The organism is Micromonospora echinospora, from assembly GCF_014203425.1.
Classification (GTDB): domain Bacteria; phylum Actinomycetota; class Actinomycetes; order Mycobacteriales; family Micromonosporaceae; genus Micromonospora; species Micromonospora echinospora_A.
Map to the genome: position 1 here is coordinate 2,399,006 of NZ_JACHJC010000001.1, position 19,193 is coordinate 2,418,198.

General features: G+C 74.0%; 16 protein-coding genes and 5 tRNA genes. 11 read left to right on the forward strand and 10 right to left on the reverse strand.

The features are described 5' to 3' along the window. Positions 1-12 precede the first annotated feature (12 nt). From FHU28_RS11390 to FHU28_RS11405, 4 genes are all read right to left on the reverse strand, one after another. Entirely contained in the window at positions 13-834 is an 822-nt protein-coding gene (locus FHU28_RS11390) for an ABC transporter permease (RefSeq protein ID WP_184683552.1), read from the reverse strand. Next, a complete protein-coding gene (locus tag FHU28_RS11395; protein WP_184683562.1) occupies positions 831-1,763 on the reverse strand; it encodes an ABC transporter ATP-binding protein in 933 nt (310 codons plus the stop codon). The genes FHU28_RS11390 and FHU28_RS11395 overlap by 4 nt, the downstream gene beginning before the upstream one ends. Before the next feature lie 133 nt (positions 1,764-1,896). Next, positions 1,897-3,060, reverse strand: coding sequence for a cytochrome P450 (locus FHU28_RS11400; protein ID WP_184683564.1), 1,164 nt, complete (start codon positions 3,058-3,060; stop codon positions 1,897-1,899). 9 nt (positions 3,061-3,069) lie between these two features. After that, the gene (locus FHU28_RS11405; protein ID WP_184683567.1) at positions 3,070-3,738 is read right to left on the reverse strand and encodes a class I SAM-dependent methyltransferase; all 669 of its coding nucleotides are present in this window, start codon (positions 3,736-3,738) and stop codon (positions 3,070-3,072) included. 190 nt (positions 3,739-3,928) lie between these two features. On the opposite strand from FHU28_RS11405, the gene FHU28_RS11410 reads away from it, so the two are divergent. After that, positions 3,929-4,756, forward strand: coding sequence for a hypothetical protein (locus FHU28_RS11410; RefSeq protein WP_184683569.1), 828 nt, complete (start codon positions 3,929-3,931; stop codon positions 4,754-4,756). 13 nt (positions 4,757-4,769) lie between these two features. On the opposite strand, the gene FHU28_RS11415 is transcribed toward FHU28_RS11410, so the two are convergent. Then, a complete protein-coding gene (locus FHU28_RS11415; protein ID WP_073830474.1) occupies positions 4,770-5,372 on the reverse strand; it encodes a TetR/AcrR family transcriptional regulator in 603 nt (200 codons plus the stop codon). Positions 5,373-5,647: 275 nt separating this feature from the next. On the opposite strand from FHU28_RS11415, the gene FHU28_RS11420 reads away from it, so the two are divergent. The 4 genes from FHU28_RS11420 (at position 5,648) to FHU28_RS11435 (ending at position 6,844) form a co-directional block, all read left to right on the forward strand. Continuing rightward, positions 5,648-5,720: transfer RNA gene (locus tag FHU28_RS11420), tRNA-Gly, on the forward strand. A gap of 34 nt (positions 5,721-5,754) precedes the next feature. After that, positions 5,755-5,825, forward strand: a tRNA-Cys gene (locus FHU28_RS11425). Between the two features lie 13 nt (positions 5,826-5,838). Continuing rightward, positions 5,839-5,913 (forward strand) — tRNA-Val (locus FHU28_RS11430). A 112-nt stretch (positions 5,914-6,025) separates the two neighbouring features. Beyond that, on the forward strand, positions 6,026-6,844 hold the full coding sequence (locus FHU28_RS11435; RefSeq protein WP_184683571.1) for an isocitrate lyase/PEP mutase family protein: 819 nt from the start codon (positions 6,026-6,028) through the stop codon (positions 6,842-6,844). A gap of 82 nt (positions 6,845-6,926) precedes the next feature. Here FHU28_RS11435 and FHU28_RS11440 read toward each other — a convergent pair whose 3' ends face one another. Further along, entirely contained in the window at positions 6,927-7,172 is a 246-nt protein-coding gene (locus FHU28_RS11440) for a DUF6458 family protein (protein ID WP_116505082.1), read from the reverse strand. Between the two features lie 158 nt (positions 7,173-7,330). On the opposite strand from FHU28_RS11440, the gene FHU28_RS11445 reads away from it, so the two are divergent. From FHU28_RS11445 to FHU28_RS11455, 3 genes are all read left to right on the forward strand, one after another. Then, a tRNA-Gly gene (locus FHU28_RS11445) sits at positions 7,331-7,403 on the forward strand. Between the two features lie 11 nt (positions 7,404-7,414). After that, positions 7,415-7,486 (forward strand) — tRNA-Val (locus FHU28_RS11450). A 153-nt stretch (positions 7,487-7,639) separates the two neighbouring features. Next, positions 7,640-9,289 (forward strand): PKD domain-containing protein, encoded by a 1,650-nt coding sequence (locus FHU28_RS11455; protein WP_184683574.1) that lies wholly within the window; start codon positions 7,640-7,642, stop codon positions 9,287-9,289. A 64-nt stretch (positions 9,290-9,353) separates the two neighbouring features. Here FHU28_RS11455 and FHU28_RS11460 read toward each other — a convergent pair whose 3' ends face one another. Continuing rightward, on the reverse strand, positions 9,354-9,929 hold the full coding sequence (locus FHU28_RS11460; RefSeq protein ID WP_184683576.1) for a hypothetical protein: 576 nt from the start codon (positions 9,927-9,929) through the stop codon (positions 9,354-9,356). A gap of 1,112 nt (positions 9,930-11,041) precedes the next feature. On the opposite strand from FHU28_RS11460, the gene FHU28_RS11465 reads away from it, so the two are divergent. Next, positions 11,042-12,043, forward strand: a complete 1,002-nt coding sequence (locus tag FHU28_RS11465) for an NAD-dependent epimerase/dehydratase family protein (RefSeq protein ID WP_184683579.1) — start codon at positions 11,042-11,044, stop codon at positions 12,041-12,043. A gap of 66 nt (positions 12,044-12,109) precedes the next feature. Here FHU28_RS11465 and FHU28_RS11470 read toward each other — a convergent pair whose 3' ends face one another. After that, positions 12,110-13,084 carry an Acg family FMN-binding oxidoreductase gene (locus FHU28_RS11470; protein WP_184683581.1) on the reverse strand — a complete coding sequence of 325 codons (975 nt, stop codon included), beginning with the start codon at positions 13,082-13,084 and terminating at the stop codon, positions 12,110-12,112. Between the two features lie 186 nt (positions 13,085-13,270). On the opposite strand from FHU28_RS11470, the gene FHU28_RS11475 reads away from it, so the two are divergent. After that, a complete protein-coding gene (locus FHU28_RS11475; protein ID WP_013284884.1) occupies positions 13,271-13,909 on the forward strand; it encodes a response regulator in 639 nt (212 codons plus the stop codon). Between the two features lie 6 nt (positions 13,910-13,915). Here FHU28_RS11475 and FHU28_RS11480 read toward each other — a convergent pair whose 3' ends face one another. Then, a complete protein-coding gene (locus FHU28_RS11480) occupies positions 13,916-15,583 on the reverse strand; it encodes a sensor histidine kinase (protein ID WP_184689438.1) in 1,668 nt (555 codons plus the stop codon). 93 nt (positions 15,584-15,676) lie between these two features. Next, positions 15,677-16,687, reverse strand: coding sequence for an Acg family FMN-binding oxidoreductase (locus FHU28_RS11485; RefSeq protein WP_184683582.1), 1,011 nt, complete (start codon positions 16,685-16,687; stop codon positions 15,677-15,679). Between the two features lie 156 nt (positions 16,688-16,843). On the opposite strand from FHU28_RS11485, the gene FHU28_RS11490 reads away from it, so the two are divergent. Continuing rightward, the gene (locus FHU28_RS11490) at positions 16,844-19,192 is read left to right on the forward strand and encodes a heavy metal translocating P-type ATPase (protein WP_184683584.1); all 2,349 of its coding nucleotides are present in this window, start codon (positions 16,844-16,846) and stop codon (positions 19,190-19,192) included. Position 19,193: the final 1 nt, after the last annotated feature.

Below are 19,193 nucleotides of genomic sequence, written 5' to 3' on the forward strand. Positions count from 1 at the left end.
GCCCTGCCCCGCTCAGGCGTCGCGCCGTGCCAGCGCCCACCGGCCCAGCGCCAGTGCGGCGGCGCTCCAGGCGGCGAGCACCAGCAGGCCCACGGCCGCCGGGTACGGCGCGGTGTCCCCGGCCAGGAAGTGGTTGCCGGCCACGCCGGGCAAGGCGTCGGAGATCCGGGTGAGCACGGTGATGTCCGGCTCCCGCAACGACAGCGGCACGATCATCAGCAGCGCGAACAGCACTGTCAGCGTGAGCACCGCGCCGCGCAGCGCGCACGCCAGGCCGAGCGCCAGCACACCGGCCAGCGCCAGGTACGCCGCGGCGGCCACCACGTCGGCCACCGTGCCGCCCAGCGGGGCGCGGCCCCACTCGCCGAGCACCGGCCGGGCCGCCGCCGCGCCGACGACGCCGAGCAGCAGCCCGAGGCCGAACGTCACCGCGCCCACCACTATCGCCTTGGCCGCCAGCACCCGCCCCCGCGATGGGGTGCACCGCAGCGTGGTGCGGATCGTGCCGGTGGTGAACTCGCTGGTGATCGCGAACAGGCCGAGCGCCAGCACCACGTACTGGGTCAGCTCCAGTGACCCGGCAACGATCTCGCCGACGTCGAGCACGCCCGGGTTGTTCGTCGGATCGTCGTCGGTGTTGGCATTGCGCGCGTAGATGGCGAGCTGGGCGTTGCTCGCCGCCATGGTCAGCACCGCCGCGAGCAATGTCCACCAGGTGGAGCGCACCGACCAGAGTTTGGTCCACTCGGCGGCCACCGCCCCGGCGAGCGGATTTCCGGCCGGTGCGGGCCGGGTGGTCCGCCGGGCCGGGTCGAGCGTGGACGGTGCGGTCATCGCGTTCCACCTCCGGTCGGGCCGGCGGCGTACTCCACGCTGTCGGCGGTCAGCTCCAGGAACGCCTCCTCCAGGGAGGGGGCGACGGGCGTCAGCTCGTGCAGGCGTACCCCCATCTCGTGCGCCAGGTCACCGACCCGGCCGGCGGTGCTGCCCGCGACGGACATCCCGCCCTCGTCGGCGGTGACAGTCGCGCCCTCGGCGGCCAGCCGGTCGCCGAGCGCGGCGAGCGCGGCCGGCTCCGGCCCGCGTACCCGCACCGACGCGGCGGGCCGGGCGGCGATCAGCTCGGCCAGCGGCGCGTCCGCCACCAGCCGGCCGCGCCCGAGCACCACCAGCCGGTCGGCGGTCTGCTGCATCTCGCTCATCAGGTGGCTGGAGACGAGGACTGTGCGTCCCTCGTCGGCCAGGCGGCGGGTGAACCCGCGGATCCACCGCACCCCGTCCGGGTCGAGCCCGTTGACCGGCTCGTCGAGCAGCAGCACCGGCGGGTCGCCGAGCAGCGCGCCGGCGATGCCGAGCCGCTGCCCCATGCCCAGCGACAGCGCCCGGCCCGGCTTACCGGCGGCGCGGGCGTCCAGACCGACCAGGTCGAGCACCTGCGCCACCCGCCGCTCCGGTACGCCGTTGCTGCGCGCCATCGCCCGCAGGTGCGCCACGCCGGAACGGGCCGGGTGCACACCTGTCGCGTCGAGCAGCGCGCCCACCTCGTACAGCGGGTGCCGCAGCGTGCGGTAGTCCCGGCCGTTGACGAGCGCCTGCCCCGCGGTGGGCCGGTCCAGGCCGAGCACCATCCGCATGGTGGTGGACTTACCCGCGCCGTTCGGGCCGAGGAACCCGGTGACCTGGCCGGGGCGGATCTCGACGGTCAGGTCGTCCACGGCGGTGACCCCGCCGAACCGTTTCGTCAACCCACGAAGTGTGATCATGCGGCGACGCTATTGCGCGGCGGTGCCGCCGCACTGCCGTCGAACGGCAGCCCCCCACCCTGACTTTCGTAAGGAAGGGCCCCTTATTAACGCCTCCGGTAGAGGAAGGGCCCCCTGTTAACACCCGCAGGGCTCAGGCGCGGCGGACCACGAACGCGTCCGGCATCCGGAACGTCAGGTTGTCCGGGCACCACGGTGGACGGACCACAGTCACGCCGTCCAGCAGCGCGGTCGCCTCGGCGACCACCACTGCGGCCTCCATCCGGGCCAGCTGCGCGCCGACGCAGCGGTGCGGCCCGGCGCCGAACGCCAGGTGCCGCCGCGAGCCGGGCTGCCCGGGGCGGAACTCGCCCGGCGCGCCGACCACGGCCGGGTCGCGCCCGGCGCGGGCCAGCCACGCCACCACGCTGGTGCCCGCCGCCACCGGCAGCTCGCCGAGCGTCGTGTCCACGGCTGCCACCCGCCGCCAGGTGACGATCGGCGGTTCCAGCCGCAGCCCTTCCTCGACCACGTCGTCCACCGCCACCGTGCCGGCGCGCAGCCCGGCCCGTACGGTCGACTCCCCGGCCAGCCGGTGCAACAGCAGGGTGAGGAACTGCGAGGTGGTCTCCTGACCGGCGACCAGCAGGAAGAACAGCGCGCCGACGACCACGTCGGGGGAGTGCCCGGCGTCGCGCAGCCGCGCGGCGAGCCCGCCCCCGGTGGCGGCGAACTCGCGCAGCACGGTGTGGAACCGGCCGACTTCGGCGGCGAGTGCGAGCTGCCGGGAGGAGTCCAGCGGCGCCCAGAACAGCTCCAGCGCGGCCCGGGCGAAGTCCTTCACCGCGCCGACCGGGGCGTCCGGCAGCTCGACCAGCCGGGCCAGCACCAGCAGCGGCAGGTCGGCGGCGAGACCGGCGTACAGGTCGACCGGGCGGCCCGCGTCCAGCGCCGCCGCCAGTGCGGCCACCCGCTGCCGGACCAGCCCGGTCAGCCACTGGCGCTGCGCGGCCACCCGGTGCGGGTGCAGCGCGTCGGCGACGATGCCGCGGATCTCCGGGTGGCTGGCGCCGCCGTTGTTCGCCAGCGTCGGCGGCAGCCGGAACCGGTGCCCGGCGAGCACCCGCAGCGCGGCCACCGGGACCGGGGTGACCGCGTCGAGCGCGTTGTCCGGCCGGAACGTCACCGGGTCGGTGAGCACCTGGCGTACGAGCGCGTGCCGGGTCACCACCAGGTGCGGCACGCCGATGTGGTCGACAACCGTGGCCGCGTCCGGCCACTGCTCGTCGACGGACTCCCCCCAGCCCCGGAACAGCACGCGGTAACGCTAGCGGCGGGCGCCGGGCGGGTTCGGGTCCAGCTCCCACACGGTGGTGTGCTTCACCCGTACGCTCTCCAGCGCCTCGGACACCGGCACGTCGTACGCGGCCAGCTCGTGGAACCGTTCGCGGGGAAGGAACACCCGGCCCGGGTCGCCCACCAGCACCCGGGCGCCGGAACGGGCGGCCCGGAGCAGGAAGCGCAGCATCCGGCGGGCCATCGCCTCGCTGTAGAAGACGTCCCCGGCCAGCACCACCTCGGCGTCGCCCGCGTCGGAGTCGAGGATGTCGCCGAGTTCGGCGTCGACGCGTACCCCGTTGGCCCCGGCATTGAGCGCGACGGCCGCGACGGCCCGCTCGTCCACCTCGACGGCCCGGACGCCGGCCGCGCCGGCGCGGGCGGCGGCGATGGCGACCAGGCCGGAGCCGGAGGCCAGGTCGAGCACCCGGCGGCCGGCGACCACCTCGGGGTGGTCGGTCACGTAGCGGGCCAGACCCTGCCCGCCGGCCCAGGCGAACGCCCAGAACGGCGGCGGCTGGGCGCTGCGGAACTCGCCCTCGGTCAGTTCCCACAGGCCGATCGGCTCGTCGGCCTGGTGCAGCAGCACCTCGGGCACGAACGCCACGGGGGCGAGGCGGGCGTGCAGCCGGACGAACGCGGCGGACAGCTCGGACACCGGAGAATTGTGTCCCACCCGGGGTCTCGGCCCGCATCCCGGGCGTGTCGCGGTGAGGTCGTGACCGGTTCACCACGTTCGGTGAAATGGCCCTCGTGTTGTGGCGTTGGATGCGAACACGCCCGTCTACCGGCGTGCCCGGCGCGCTCCTAGCGTTGCCTGTGGATACGACCGAGGGTGAGGAGGCGTGGTGAGCGAGTGGCGGCACGCGCTGCGGATCGGACTGGTGCTGACCTTCGTGGCCGGGACCGGGTACGGCGGAGCCCTGCCCGCCCGGGCGGCGGCCGCCTTCTCCACCGAGCTGAGCGGCCTGCCGGACGAGTTCACCGCAGGGAACCGGGTGGAGACGCTGTCCGCCGTGGTCTCCCGCTCCGACGGGGGCGGCTGTGTCAAGGTGCGCTGGTCGATGGTGGTGCGGGTGCAGGGCCTGCGCCTGGACCAGCTGAAGGTCGACCGGGTGGAGGACAGCGGGTCGTTCCCGCTGGAGATCCGCACCGAGGGAGACACCGCCCGGCTGACCGACAGGCAACTCGATCCGGGTGTGCTCTGCCCGGGCCGTACGGTGACGGCCCGATACCGGGTGGCGTTCGCCGAGGACGTGGCGCGCGGGCGGGTGAGCTTTGCCGCCGAGGCGTACGACCCGCAGTTGCGCCTGCTGGCCCGGCGGACCGCCACCCGGCAGGTGGTGGGTGAGTCGGCCGAGCCGACGCCGAAGCCGTCGCCGACCAGCGCGGAGCCCACGGAGGTGCCTTCGGAGGAGCCCGCCGACGATCCGGTGACCGACGAGCCGACCGACGCGGCAGTGGTGGAGCCGCCGCCCGGGGGTGTTGCCGGTCGCCCGGTCGCGGACAGCGGTGGCTTCGGCCTCGTGCAGGCCGCGTTCCTGCTGGGTGGTCTGCTGCTGTTCCTCGGCGCCGGGTTGCTGCTGCGGATGCGCCGCCTGCTGCGCCCCGCCGCCGCCACCGAGCCGGAGACCCTGCCACCGCCCTTCGAACGCCCCCGCCCGACCTGGCCCTGACCGGCGGGCGCGGTCAGTCGAGCTGGCTCGGTTCTAGGCCCAGTTCGCGGGCGGCGACGAGGCGGATCCACTCGGCGATCTGGCGGCGCGTGATCACCCGCTCGTGCACCGCGAGCTGGACCGCGAGGCCGTCCATCACCGCGCTGATCCGCCAGGCCGCGCCGGCCGGGTCGGGGCAGTCGAACGTGCCCTCGGTGACCCCGTCCGTGATTACTGCGGCCAGGTCCTGCCGCCATCGCAGGTCCAGCCGCCGGGAGAGCTTCTCCAGTTCCGGGGTGCGCAGCGACTCCGCCCAGCCGTCGATCCACATGGACCAGGAGGTGGCGCGCCCGGTCGGCGCGTACAGGCGCAGCATGCGGCGCAGTTTCGCCAGCGGCGGCGCGGAGGAGCGGAGCACCGCGTCGAGTCGGGTCAGGTCCTGGTCGACGGCGTACGCGAACGCCTGGGCGAGTAGCCGGTCCTTGGTGGCGAAGTGGTAGAACACGAGCGCCTGACTGACCCCGGCGGCCTCCGCCACGTCGGCCGTGCGGGTGTTGGCGAGCCCTCGTTCCGCGATCACCTCGCAGGCCGTACGCAGCAGCGCGTCCAGGCGGATCTCGGCGGCTCGTCTCGTCACGGCGTTACGGTAACCCATCCGGATGACCACGGGGAGTTACCGAGGCGGCTGGTCGGCGGTCGGACAGTCGGATGCCGGACACTCGACTCGCCGGTCTGCTTCCGCAGGTGGGAGCGCTTGCCAATGCCCTCGGGAGCCAACCACCCAGGCTCCTAGGAAGCTGAGGGCGAGCGCCGCCCGCCACCGTCGGACGCGCCGGAAACGGGACCCGATTTGGCAACCGTTCCCGGGCTCGGCTAAAGTTCTCATCCGTCACCGGATAACACCGGGGGCGTGCGGACGTAGCGCAGCTGGTAGCGCATCACCTTGCCAAGGTGAGGGTCGCGGGTTCGAATCCCGTCGTCCGCTCGGAGATGCCGCCACGCAGTTCGGGGGCAACCTCGGTGGAGTGGCCGAGAGGCGAGGCAACGGCCTGCAAAGCCGTGTACACGGGTTCAAATCCCGTCTCCACCTCGGCAGTAGACGAGGGCGATTGGCGCAGTGGGAGCGCGCTTCCTTGACACGGAAGAGGTCACTGGTTCAAACCCAGTATCGCCCACCAGCGGAAAGGCCGTGTCGATCATTCGACACGGCCTTTCTCGTCGTCATCGATCAGTCCAGTGCCCCGCCGCTGGCCATTGCCGCGCCCGCGCGGCCGCACCCAGACTGGCCCGGTGGACGATCAACAGACCCGAGCCCAGCGGTTCCGCGCCCTGCACCGGCCCGGTGAGCCACTGATCCTGGCCAACGCCTGGGACGCGGTGAGCGCCCGGCTCGTCGCCGCGGCCGGCGCCCGCGCGATCGCGACCACAAGCGCCGGCGTCGCCTGGAGCCGCGGCGCCCCGGACGGCGACCTGCTGGCCCGGGAGACCGCCGTCGACGTCATCCGCCGCGTCGCCGACGCGGTCCGCCTTCCGGTCACCGCCGACATCGAATCCGGGTACGGCGACAACCCCGAGCAGGTCGCCGAGACCGTCACCGCCGTCCTCGCCGCCGGAGCCGTCGGCGTCAACGTCGAGGACGCCCGGCACGACGGCGGCGGTCCGCTGCGCCCGGTCGACGAGCAGGTCGCCCGGCTCGCCGCGGTCCGGGCCGCCGCCGACCGCGCCGGCATCCCGCTGTACGTCAACGCCCGCGTCGACACGTACCTGCGTGGCGCCGGAGGCGTACCGGAGACGGTCGCGCGCGCCGAGGCGTACCTGGCCGCCGGCGCGGACGGGATCTTCGTCATCGGGACGGTGGAGCCGGAGACGGTGGCCGCGCTGGCGGCGGCGATCCCGGCCCCGCTGAACGTGCTGGCCGGGCCGGGCGCGCCGCCGGTGGCCGAGCTGGCCCGGCTCGGGGTGGCCCGGGTGAGCCTCGGACCGGCGCTGGCCGAGTCGGCGTACGCGGTGGTCCGGCGTGCGGCGGCGGAGGTGTTCGGCGCCGGGACGTACGAGGCGCTCGCGGGCGGGCTCGACTTCGGCGAGCTGAACGAGCTGATGCGGGACTGACCCTGCCGCACGGGCCGGCCGGATCACCCGATCCGGCCGGCCCGGTTCCGGGACCGATCAGCTCCGTCGGCCCCGCTCGCGATCACATCGGCGGTGCGACGTCCCGGCGCTCCTCGACCCGGCGGTACTCCACCGGCTCCTCGGCGGTGGTGGCGACCACCGGACGGCGCCGGCCCCAGACCAGCGTGGTCATGATCAGGCCGAGGACGCCGGCCGCCATGAGGATCCAGCCGACGACGTCGAGGTCGACCCCGCCGACGCTGGCGTTGAGCGCGAACGTGAGGATCGCGCCGACCGCGATCAGGAAAATGCTCGTACCGATACCCACGACAGCCTCCTTCGGGGGGATGGTTGTGCTGTCACCGGCCTCAATACCCCGGCGGCGAGCGGCGCAACCACCTGCCGCCCGGCGCGGCGGGGGCCTGGCGCGCGGCGATCTTGGCATCGGGTAGAGTCTGCTGTGTCGCCGGTGCGAACCGGCGGCACGCGGACGTAGCGCAGCTGGTAGCGCATCACCTTGCCAAGGTGAGGGTCGCGGGTTCGAATCCCGTCGTCCGCTCGCGGTTGCCCGGGCGATTGGCGCAGTGGGAGCGCGCTTCCTTGACACGGAAGAGGTCACTGGTTCAAACCCAGTATCGCCCACCGAGAGTCACCACGCCGCCGGTCGACAGGCGGTCGTCTCCCACCGGACAGCCGGCACCGGCTACATCGGTCACCCAGGTCCACCGTGCGGATTATTCTGCCGCTGCCACCGCGCGTGCCACTGTGAGGCCCGATGCGCAGGGAGGCGGTCACATGGCAATGATCGAGCGGGGACGGTGGCGGCGGACGGCCGCGCGATTAGGGGTGGCGACCGTCGTCGCGGCGGCCGGGGTGACGGTCTTCGCCGCGCCCGCGCAGGCCACCGCGACGCGGACGGTGGCGTTCTACAGCATGGACGAACCGGCGTCGTCGTCGACGGTGCTGACCGACTACAGCGGCAACGGCCGCCACGGCACCATCGGCGGCGAGGTGGCCACCGGCGCGCTCTACGCCGGGGCGACCGGCCACCGCTTCGCCACCCACCTGCCCACCGACCAGGAGTACGTCCCGGGCCACGTCGACCTGGTGCCGCACACCACCGACTTCAACCCGGACGCCGGGGACTTCTCGGTGACCATCCGTTACCGGACCACGTACTCCTTCGGCAACATCCTCCAGAAGGGACAGGGCAACACGGCCGGCGGCTACTGGAAGTTCGAGGCGCCCAACGGCAAGCCGAAGTGCCTGTTCCGGGGCGCGGACGGCGCCTCCCGTACCGGCTACACCGATGTGCCGATCTCCGACGGCCAGTGGCACACGATCACCTGCAACCGCACCTCCGCGTACGTGGAGATGTACGTCGACGGCGTGCGGACCAGCCGCCTCAACGGGCCGACCGGAACCATCGCCAACACCTGGCCACTGTCCGTGGGCGGCAAGAGCCAGTGCGACGGTACGAAGGTCACCTGCGACTACTTCGCGGGCGACATCGACTACGTGAAGATCCTGAAGGGCTCGGGCGGCCCGGCGAACCAGGCGCCGGTGGCCGCGCTGACGCCCACCTGCTCCGGGCTGGTGTGCACGTTCACCGGCGCGGGCTCGACCGACGCCGACGGCGCGATCCAGGACCACAGCTGGAACTTCGGCGACGGGGACACCGCCGGCACCGCCTCCGTACCGACCACGTCCCACACGTACGCGGCAGCCGGCACCTACCCGGTCACGCTCACCGTCACCGACGACCGGGGCGCCACCGGGGCCGCGACTGTCGAGGTGACTGTCGCGCCCGTACCGGAGCGGATCTCGTTCGTCGGCCAGGCCACCGCGAACGCCAACTGGACGAGCCACACGGTGACCGTCCCGGCGGGCGTGCAGGCCGGTGACATGCTGCTGCTCCTGCTCAGTCAGAACACGCACACCGGCACCGGGGAGCCGACCGGCGTGACCGGCTGGAGCAGACTCGACCGGCTCGACGGCGGCTTCGCCACCACCTCCGCCTGGTGGAAGACGGCCGGCGCCGGTGACGCGGGCACGGCCGTCCGGGTGACACTGGACAGTCAGGCGAAGGGCAACCTGGTGCTGGCCGCGTACCGGGGGGTGGCGCCCGGCGCGCCGGTCTTCACCCGGGCCACCGACCCGGCGAGCACCGCCACCCGCATCACGCCGTACGCGCCGGTGACCACCGCGCAGAGCTGGGCCGTGTCGTACTGGCTGCACGGCGACAGCACCTCCACCGCGCTCACCCCGCCGGCGGGCGTGGCGGTGCGCAGCAACACCTCGCAGACCGGCGGCGGACGGGTGACCGGCCTGCTCGCCGACTCGGCGAGCAGCGTGCCGACCGGCAGCTACGGCGGGCTCACCGCCACCGGCGCCGCGGCCAGCACGACCACCACCACGTGGACGTTCGTCCTGCCCCCGGCCTGACCCATCGGGTACGCGGAAAGGCCGGCACCCCGTCTTGGGGGTGCCGGCCTTTCACGTGTGTCTGTTACTTGTTCCAGTGTTCGGCGACGAGGTCGGCGGCCTGCTGCTCCCACTGGGCGTAGTGGTCGGGGTAGGCCGAGACCTGGACGGTCTGGGCGGCCTTGGTCAGTGGCATGTCCTGCCAGCCGTCGACCTGCTTCAGGCCCTTGAGGAACGCGGTGGTGGAGTATTCGGGGTCGGTGATCTGCTCGACCGTGCCCCACCCGCTGGAGGGGCGCTGCTGGAACAGGCCCTGCGAGTCGTGGTCGTTGCGGTCACCGAGGTGGCCGAGGTTTTCCAGCTTCGACTCCTGCAGGGCGGTGGCGATGGAGACGACGGCGGCGCGTTCGTCCATGCCGGCCTTCTTCGTGGCCGCGATGATCGCCTTCACATTCGTGGTCTGCTCGTCGTTCAGCTCGATGCGCGACTGGTTGCCCTGCACACCGTGCGGGATCAGCTTGTCCGACTGGACGGTGGCCGTGACCGGCTTGGCGTTGGCCGTGGTGTCAGCCGCGTGGGCGGCGACCGGGCCGGCGAACACGCCACCGGTGAAGGCCAGACCAGCAATACCCAGGACGCTCTTACGCAGAATCGTGTTCATGATGGGGCTCCATTCGGGGGATCGACGCCCACACCGACAGGGGGTTCGGCGCGGGTGCGAGCACCGTCAGGCGCTCAAGAAAAGTCTTCGCGGGGGTTTCCGGCTGCTCGCGGGGCGCGGGGGGCCTCGGCGCGGCGCCGGAAGGATGTCCAACGACCCGCGGCCCGGCGTCATTCCCGGGGCGCCTCGCGCCACCGGCAAGGCGGCGCGGGTTCACGTCGTCGGAACCATACTCAACGACTGACCGGGCGAGATGATTCCCGGCGGCTCACGCCGCCGGAACCATGCTCAACGACCGGCAGCCCCCGGACTGTTTCCCTACCCGGGTGCCACCGCCTCGAGTGGCGTGGCCTTGCTCGGTCGGTCACCTGATTACAACGCCACCGGCCCGCCCACGATTCCGCCACCAGAGTGCCGCCGACCACCCCCGAACCGGACACCTACGCCCACACCCCCCACATCCTCACCGCGCCCCAGCTGGGCACGTCGCTCTGCGGCCCCCGTGATCAAGGAGTTTGCGGCACCTTCCGGGCGCCCGCGAGACCACAAACTCCTTGATCACCTCTAAAGAGGCCCTCCCCGGGCACCCACCACAGGGTTGATCATGACGTTAGCGGCGGCAAAACGGACACCAAGCGCCGCCAAGTTCATGATCGACGCGCTCGGGGGCGGGCCGAACCGGAGGCCGAACCGTGGGGCGGAGCGAGAGGTGGAGCGAGGCGGCGCCGATCTTGCAGTTCGAGCCCTGCGGGTGTCCCATTCGCGCGTTATGCGGGGCACAGAAGTGCAAGATCGCGGGCGACTCCGGGGAGGGCTGTTCGGGGGTGCTCGGAACCCGCCCGTGATCTTGCTTGAGCCCGCCGATCTTGGAGTTGTGGCACCTCGCGAAAGGTGTCAACCGGGCATCCTGGGCGCCACAACTCCAAGATCGGCGGTCAGGGGCGAGGGGCCGTGGAGCCCGGCAGCGCGGCAGCTCCTCCGGTCACTGCGTGCAGCCGCAGGCCCGTCCGCGCAGCGCGGCCGGCTGCCGACCGCGGGGTTCTGCCGTTGGCAGATCCGCTGACCGTGAACAGGGCACGCCGTACCCGACACGGGGCGGCACTCTGGGACGCATGCGACTCCTGATGCTTGGCGGTACGGGCTTCGTCGGTGGTGCCGTGGTGGCCGAGGCGGTACGCCGCGACTGGCAGGTGACAGTGTTCAACCGGGGCGTACACGGGCAGGCGCCGCCCGGCGTACACCGGTTGCGGGGTGACCGGACGATGCCGGACGGGCTGGCCGCGCTGGCAGGCGGCGAGTGGGATCTGGTGGTGGACACCTGGGACGGCGCGCCCCGGGCGGTCCGGGATGCGGCACTGGCCCTGGCCGGCGCGGTGCCGCACTACGTCTACGTGTCCAGCGGCTCGGTGTACGCGCCACCCGTCGAACTCGGCACCGGCGAGGAGGCGCCGACGGTGGCGGCGGACCCGGACGCCGACGACGGCGACTACCCGGCGAACAAGGCGGGCGGGGAACTCGCCGCGACCCGGGTGTTCGGTGACCGGGCGCTGCTCGTGCGCGCCGGGCTGATCCTGGGGCCGGGGGAGGACATCGGGCGGCTGCCGTGGTGGCTGCACCGCATCGCCCGGGGCGGGGACGTGCTGGCGCCCGGGCCGCGTGACCTGCCGATCCAGTACGTGGACGTCCGCGACCTGGCGAACTGGCTGCTGGACCGTGGGGCTGAGGGCGTCGGCGGGGCGTACAACGTGATCGGTCGCACCGGGCACGCGACGATGGGCGAGCTGCTCGACGCTGCGGTGGCGGCGACCGGATCGGACGCGACGCTGCGGTGGACGGCGCCGGAGCCGATCCTGGCGGCCGGGGTGGTGCCGTGGAACGACCTGCCGGTCTGGGTGCCGCGTGGGCACGAGTACCGGTGGTTGCAGGAGCGGAACGTCGAGCGGGCGTACGCGGCGGGGCTGGTGTGCCGGCCGGTGACCGAGACGGTCGCCGACACCTGGCGGTGGCTGCGCGAGGTGGGGCGCGTGCCGGACCGCGCGGGGCGGCCGGCGCGGGCCCCGGTCGGCCTGGAGCCGGAGCGGGAGGCCGCGTTGCTGGCCTCGCTCCCCGCCTGATCAGGCACCGGGCCGCCGCCGGTACGCGGGGCCATGCGGTCGGCCTGACCTGCGGAGGGATACGGGTCAGGCCGGCACGACCGGCAGGTCGAGCACCTCCTCGACCGAGCGACGCGGGGTGGCGCGGCCCGGCTGGCCGTACCCGATCCGCATCACCATCTGCGGAGTGCCGAACCGGCCCAGCGACATCCGCAGCGCCTCCCGCGCGGCCGGCACCTCGATCGGCTGGGACAGCATCGACGCGCTGAGCCCGGCGTCGGTGGCGGTGAGCAGCACCCGCTGCAACGCCTGCCCGGCGAGGATCTGGTCGGCGGAGGTGTTGCCGGCCGAGCCGAGCACCGCGACGAGCGGCTCCGGCTCGAAGTCCCGGCCGGGTGCGCGGTTGCGGCCGCCGAAGCCGCGCTGGGGCAGCAGGTCCTGCGGCTCGCTCTGCGGTCCGCCGGCGACGGCGGGCACGCCGTCGGCGGCCGGCTCGGAGCGGATCCACTCCGTCCGCTCGGCCACGTACGCGGGGTCGCGCTCCAGCACCCGGTGGGCGCTGCGGGCGACCTCGGCGACCGCGTTCACCGCGCTGGTGCCGATCACCAGCTCCAGCCAGCACTGCTCGGCCCGGGCCGCCTCGCCGAGCCGCCAGCGGGCCTCGGCCGGCACCGGGTCCGGCCAGAACGGCGCGCGGTTGCTGAACCGGCGGCTGATCGCCCCGTACAGGCTCTGCTCGGTCGGGGTGGGGCGGCGCGGCACGTCCGGCACGAGCCGGGCCACGACGTCCGGGTCGGAGGGGTACGGGCGCAGCCGCACCGTGGCCGGGGTGCCCGCCACGGCGAGCGCGAGGCGCAGGTTGAACAGCGCCGCGCCGGCGGCCATGCGCGCGCCCCACCCGGTCGGGTCGGTGGCGGGCAGACCGCGCAGCGGGTCGACGGACACTTCGATGCCGCCGTCGACCACCCGGAACCGCCACGGCTGGGTGTTGTGCAGCGACGGCGCCCGGACCGCGTCGGCGACCGCGGCCCGCAGGTCCGCGGTGGTGTATTCGGTCGTCATGGTGGGCTTCCTCTCGTGCGGCGCCGGCTCCCCCGTCCGGTACGTCACTAACGGTGCGTCAGCGGGCCGCGCCCTGAGCAGGGCCGGAGGTCCCCACCTGGGCCCGGCCGTCGGTCCTGGCCGGCGCGTGCAGGACGGGACTTTCGACCCGTGCTATTGAGGCGGGAAAGCGGGTAGAAAGGACTGATGATCCGGGTGTTCCTGCTCGACGACCACGAGGTCGTCCGTCGTGGCCTTGCCGACCTGCTGCAGAGCAGCGGCGACATCGAGGTGGTCGGCGAGTCCGGCCTGGCCCAGGAGGCGGCGCGCCGCATCCCCGCGCTGCGCCCCGACGTGGCGATCCTCGACGCCCGGCTGCCCGACGGCAACGGCATCGACGTCTGCCGGGACGTCCGCGCCGTGGACTCCTCGATCAAAGGGCTGATCCTCACCTCGTACGAGGACGACGAGGCGCTGTTCGCGGCGATCATGGCGGGCGCCGCCGGGTACGTGCTCAAGCAGATCCGCGGCACCGACCTGGTGGACGCGGTCCGCCGGGTGGCGGCCGGGCAGTCGCTGCTCGACCCGGCGATCACCACCCGCGTGCTGGAGCGCATCCGCAGCGGCGTGGAGCAGCCCCGGGAGCTGAAGTCGCTCACCGAGCAGGAGCGGCGGATCCTGGAGTACGTGGCGGAGGGGCTCACCAACCGGGAGATCGCCGGGAAGATGTTCCTGGCCGAGAAGACGGTGAAGAACTACGTCTCCAGCGTGCTGGCCAAGCTCGGTCTGGAGCGGCGCACCCAGGCGGCGGTGCTGGCGACCCGGCTGCTCGGCAAGAACACCTGACGCCGGTCAGTCGAGCGGGACGCTCCAGCGCAGCTCGGTGCCGCGCGGCTCGGCCCGGCGCAGCGAGAACTCGCCGCCCAGCCGCTCGGCCCGCTCGCGCAGGTTGACCAGCCCGCTGCGGGCCGCCTCCGGGTCGCACCCGACCCCGTCGTCGGTGACGGTGATCTCGACCCGGCCGGAGTCGACGCGGACACACACCCAGACCCGGCCGGCCTGCGCATGGCGTACCGCGTTGGACAGCGCCTCGCGCAGCACGGCGGTGAGTTCGGGGCGCATCTGGTCCGGGACGGCGCTGTCGATCGGGCCGACCAGTTCCAGGTCGGGCCGGTAGCCGAGCGACTCGGCGGCCACCTCGATGGCCTCGCGGATCTCGGTGCGCAGCGCCGCGCTCATCGGGGTACGCAGCTCGAAGATGGTGCGGCGGATGTCGCGGATGGTGGCGTCCAGGTCGTCCACGGCCTGGTTGATCCGCTTGGCTGCCTCGGGGCGGGCGTTCATCGCGCCGCTCTGCAGTTGCAGGCCGGTGGCGAACAGCCGCTGGATCACCACGTCGTGCAGGTCGCGGGCAATGCGTTCGCGGTCCTCCAGGACGACAAGCAGTTCCCGCTCCTCCTGCCCGCGGGCCCGTTCCATGGCGAGCGCGGCCTGTCCGGCGAAGCTGGCCAGCAGCGCGAGGTCGTCGTCGGCGGCGGGGCCGTGGTCGGGCCGGTAGCCGATCACCAGGACGCCGTGCAGCGTGTCGGCGGCGGCGAGCGGGGAGACCACGGCCGGCCCGGCGACCACGGGCCGGGGCCAGGGCGCCGCGGCGGCGAGGTTCTCCACCTGGTCGTGCCGGCCCGACGTGGCGGACGCGGCGAAGCTGGTCTCGGCGGCCGGCAGCACCACGCCGACCAGTTCCCGGGTGACCGGGTCGGCGCCGTCGACCACCTCGACTGTGAACTGTGCCTCGTCCTCGTCGTAGAGCAGCACCAGGGCCAGCTCGGCTTCGGCGACCTCGCGGGCGCGGCGGGCCACGAGGGTCAGCGCGTCGGTGCGGCGCACCTCGCCGAGCAGCACGGAAGTGATCTCCGCGGCGGCGGCGAGCCAGCGTTCCCGCCGGTGCGCCAGCGCGTAGAGGCGGGCGTTCTCGATCGCCACGCCGGCCGCGGCGGCCAGCGCCACCACGATCTCCTCGTCGTCCTCGGTGAACTCGGCGGCGCCCTGCTTCTCGGCCAGGTAGAGGTTGCCCCAGACGTGGTCGCGGATGCGTACCGGCACGCCGAGGAAGCTGTGCATCGGCGGGTGGTGCGGCGGGAAGCCGTACGAGTTGGGGTGCTTGGTGATGTCCGGCATGCGTACCGGCTTCGGCTCGTCGATGAGCAGACCCAGCACGCCGCGGCCGTGCGGCAGCTCGCCGATCTTCTCGTGCAGTTCGGGGCTGATGCCGTGGACGATGAAGTCGTGCAGCATCCGGTCGGGGCCGATCACGCCCAGCGCGCCGTAGCGGGCGCCGGCCAGCTCGCACGCCGACTGCACGATCCGCTGCAGCGTGCTGCGCAGGTCGAGGTCGGAACCGATGCCGACGACGGCGTCCAGCAGCGCCCGTAGCCGCTCGCGGCTGGTCACCACCTCGCCGACGCGGTCGAGCATCTCCTGGAGCAGTTCGTCCAGGCGGACGCGGGACAGCGGGGTCAGCCCGAGCGACGGCGCGACGTGCTCATGCTGGGGCTGGGGTGCGGCGGCCACCGGGCGATCGTATCGCCCGGTGGCCGCCCTGATCGAGACCGGTCAGGTGAGCCGGTCGCGGACCGCCGAGGTGTCGACGGTCTCGGTGACGTCCAGCCGGGGGGTGTGCGGCGGTCCGGCGTGCGTCGGGTCGGCCATGCCGAGCCGCATGCTGATGTACGGGAAACCGAGGCCGGCGAGCATCTGCCGCAGCACCTCGCGGGTGCCCTCGACCTCCACCACGCCGGACAGCGGCACCAGCGACACCCCGTGCCGGGTGGCGGCGAGCCAGGCGGCGGAGAGCGCCTCACCGGCGCGCAGCCAGCTCATCAGCTCGTCGTCGGCGCCCCAGAGGATCCCGTACACGGCGGTCTTGTCGTGGCCGGGGCCGATCGGCAGCGAACCGGCGCGGCCGAAGTCGCGGGCCGGAACGGTCGTCTGCGGGGCCTGCTCGGGCAGCACCTCCGGCGGCAGCCCGGTGCCGGTGCCGGCCCGGCTGGTCCAGTACGCCAGTTCCTCGCGCAGCTCCGGGCTGTCCGCCTCGACGGCGGCGGCCTGCTGGGCGGCGCTGGCGAGCTGGATCTTCTGGGTGTCGTCGAGCAGTTGCAGGTTCACGCCCTCGAGCGTGGCGGCGCGGTCGATGTCGCCGAGCGCGGCGGTCGGGATCTGCTCGTCGCTGACCGGCCGCCGGTCGGTGTGCCGGACCTGCATGCACTGCACGACGCGCATGGCGTCGGGGTCGGCGCCGGTGTGCTTCAGGCTGGTGATCCGGGCCAGCAGGTCGGGTTCCTTCGGGTCGGGCAGCCGCTCCACCACCGGGGTCCAGCCCTCGGCGGCCAGCGCCACCCGGGCGTGGTGCAGCGCGGCGCCGCAGCTCACCACCAGCAGGTGACCCTCCGGGTCCATGGCGCTGAGGTGCCGCTCGCGTACCACCCGCAGCTCCAGCGCGTCGGGCAGAACCGTCCAGTGCCACGGCTGCGTGTTGTGCACCGAGGGGGCGTGGCCGGCCATTCCGGCGGCCTCCGCGAGCGCGGTGGTCAACGGGCGATCGCCGGCCGGCGTCTCGTGGCTCATCGTCACGACCTTTCCTGTTTTCCCCATCGTGCCCCACGCCCGGGACGCCCGGGTGGGGGATGCCGCTCCATCCTCGGGCATGCCCGGCCACCCCGCAGGCGTCCCTCGCCGCTCGGATCGCCAGCGTCGTCCCGCCCGGACTGGGACGATTCTCGGGTGGGAACCGAGCCACGCGAGTGCGTACCCGAGCAGCCGGCCCGCGCCCGGCGGTGGGCGTGGACCGAGTGGGCGCCGTTGGTGCTGCTCACGGTGGCCGTGCTGGCCGGGGCGGCGCTGTGGTTCGCCGGCGCGCACGACGCCGCCCGGCTGCTCTGGGCGGCGGTCACACTGGTCGCGCTGGTCCCGGCCGCGTGGACCACGCTGCGCCAGCTCTGGCTGCGGCAGTTCGGGGTGGACGTCATCGCGGTGCTGGCGCTGCTCGGCGCGCTGCTGGTGCGGGAGTACCTGGCCGGCGCCGTCATCGCGGTGATGGTCGCCACCGGGCGGGCGCTGGAGGAGTACGCCCAGCGCCGCGCCACCCGCGACCTGCGGGCGCTGCTGGAACGCGCGCCCCGGCAGGCCCGCCGGCGAACCCCGGACGGCGGGATCGAGGTGGTGCCGCTGGACCGTGTCGCGGTCGGGGACCGGCTCCTGGTCGGGCCGGGCGATGTGGTGCCTGTCGACGGCGTGGTCGAGGAGGCGGCCACGCTCGACGAGTCGGTGGTGACCGGCGAGTCGCAACTGGTCACCCGCGCGGCGGGGGAGCAGGTCGCCAGCGGCGTGGTCAACGCGGGCGCCGGGTTCGGGCTGCGGGCCCGCCGCAACGCGGCGGAGAGCACCTACGCGGGCATCGTCCGCCTGGCCGGCGAGGCCACCGCACGCAAGGCGCCGATGGTACGGCTCGCCGACCGGTACGCCGCCGCGTTCGTGCCGTTCACGCTGGTGCTGGCGGGGCTGGCGTGGCTGCTGTCCGGCGAGTTCACCCGGGCGGTGGCGGTGCTCGTGGTGGCCACCCCGTGCCCGCTGCTGCTGGCCACCCCGATCGCCGTGGTCTCCGGCCTGTCCCGGGTGGCCCGCCGCGGCGTGCTGGTCCGTGACGGCGGCTCGCTGGAGCAGCTCGGCCGCGCCCGTACGCTGCTGCTGGACAAGACGGGCACGCTCACCGCGGGCCGGCCCCGCGCGGCCGAGGTGGTGACGGCGCCGGGCGGCGACCGGGACGAGGTGCTGCGGCTGGCCGCGTCGGTCGAGCAGCTCTCCCCGCACGTGCTGGCCGCCGCGCTGGTCCGGCAGGCCCGCGAACGCGGGCTGCCGCTGGCCGAACCGACCGGCGTCACCGAGGAGCCGGGGCACGGGGTGAGCGGGCGCGTGGACGGGCGGACGGTGCACGTCGGGCAGCTCGCGGGCGAGCCGCCGGAGTGGGCGGGCCGGCTCGGTGAGCGCGCCGAACGGGCCGGGCGCTCCGCGGTCTGGGTCAGCGACGACCACGGGCCGCTGGGCGCGATCCTGCTGGAGGACCCGGTGCGCCCGGATGCCCGGCGGACCGTGCGGCGGCTGCGCGAGGCGGGCCTGACCCGGCTGGTCATGGTCACCGGCGACCGTCCCGGCACGGCCCGCCAGGTGGCGCAGATCGTGGGCGTGGACGACGTGATCGCGCGCTGCTCGCCGCAGGAGAAGGCCGAGCGGGTACGCCAGGAGTCGGCGCACGCGGTGACGGTGATGGTCGGCGACGGCGTGAACGACGCCCCCGCGCTGGCCGAGGCGCACGTCGGGGTGGCGATGGGCGCGACCGGGGCGACCGCCTCGGCCGACGTGGCCGACGCGGTCCTCACCGTGGACCGCCTGGACCGGCTCGCGGACGCCGTCGAGATCGCCCGGTACGCCCGCCGCATCGCGGTGCAGAGCGCCACCGTCGGGATGGGCCTGGCGGTGCTGGCGATGCTGGTGGCGGCGGCCGGCCGGCTGCCACCGGTGGCCGGCGCGTTCCTCCAGGAGGGCATCGACGTCCTGGTGATCCTCAACGCGTTGCGCGCGCTCGGCGGCGGCCTGCGGCGGCGGGACCTGCCCCCGCACACGGTGGAGCTGATCGACAGGTACGCCGGCGAGCACGGCGGCGTGCGCGACGTGCTGGCCCGGCTGCGGGACACCGCCGACCTGGTGGCGACCCGCCCGGACGACCCGGAGTGCCTGCCGGCGCTGCGGGAGGTGCACCGCCGCCTGGTCGACGAGGTGCTGCCGCACGAGGCGGCCGAGGACCGGCAGCTCTACCCGGCGCTGGCCGGGCCGCTCGGCAGCGACGAGGCGACCTCCACGATGAGCCGGGCGCACGTGGAGATCGTGCGGCTGGTGGAGCGGATCGGCGGGCACCTCACGGCGCAGCCGGACGGCCGGCTGCGCCGTGACGAGGTGCCCGACCTGCTCGCCGCGCTCTACGGCCTGGACGCGGTGCTGCGCCTGCACCTGGCGCAGGAGGAGGAGGACTACTTCTCGCTCAACCCGGAGGAGGGCTCCACCGCGTCCGGCCGCTGAG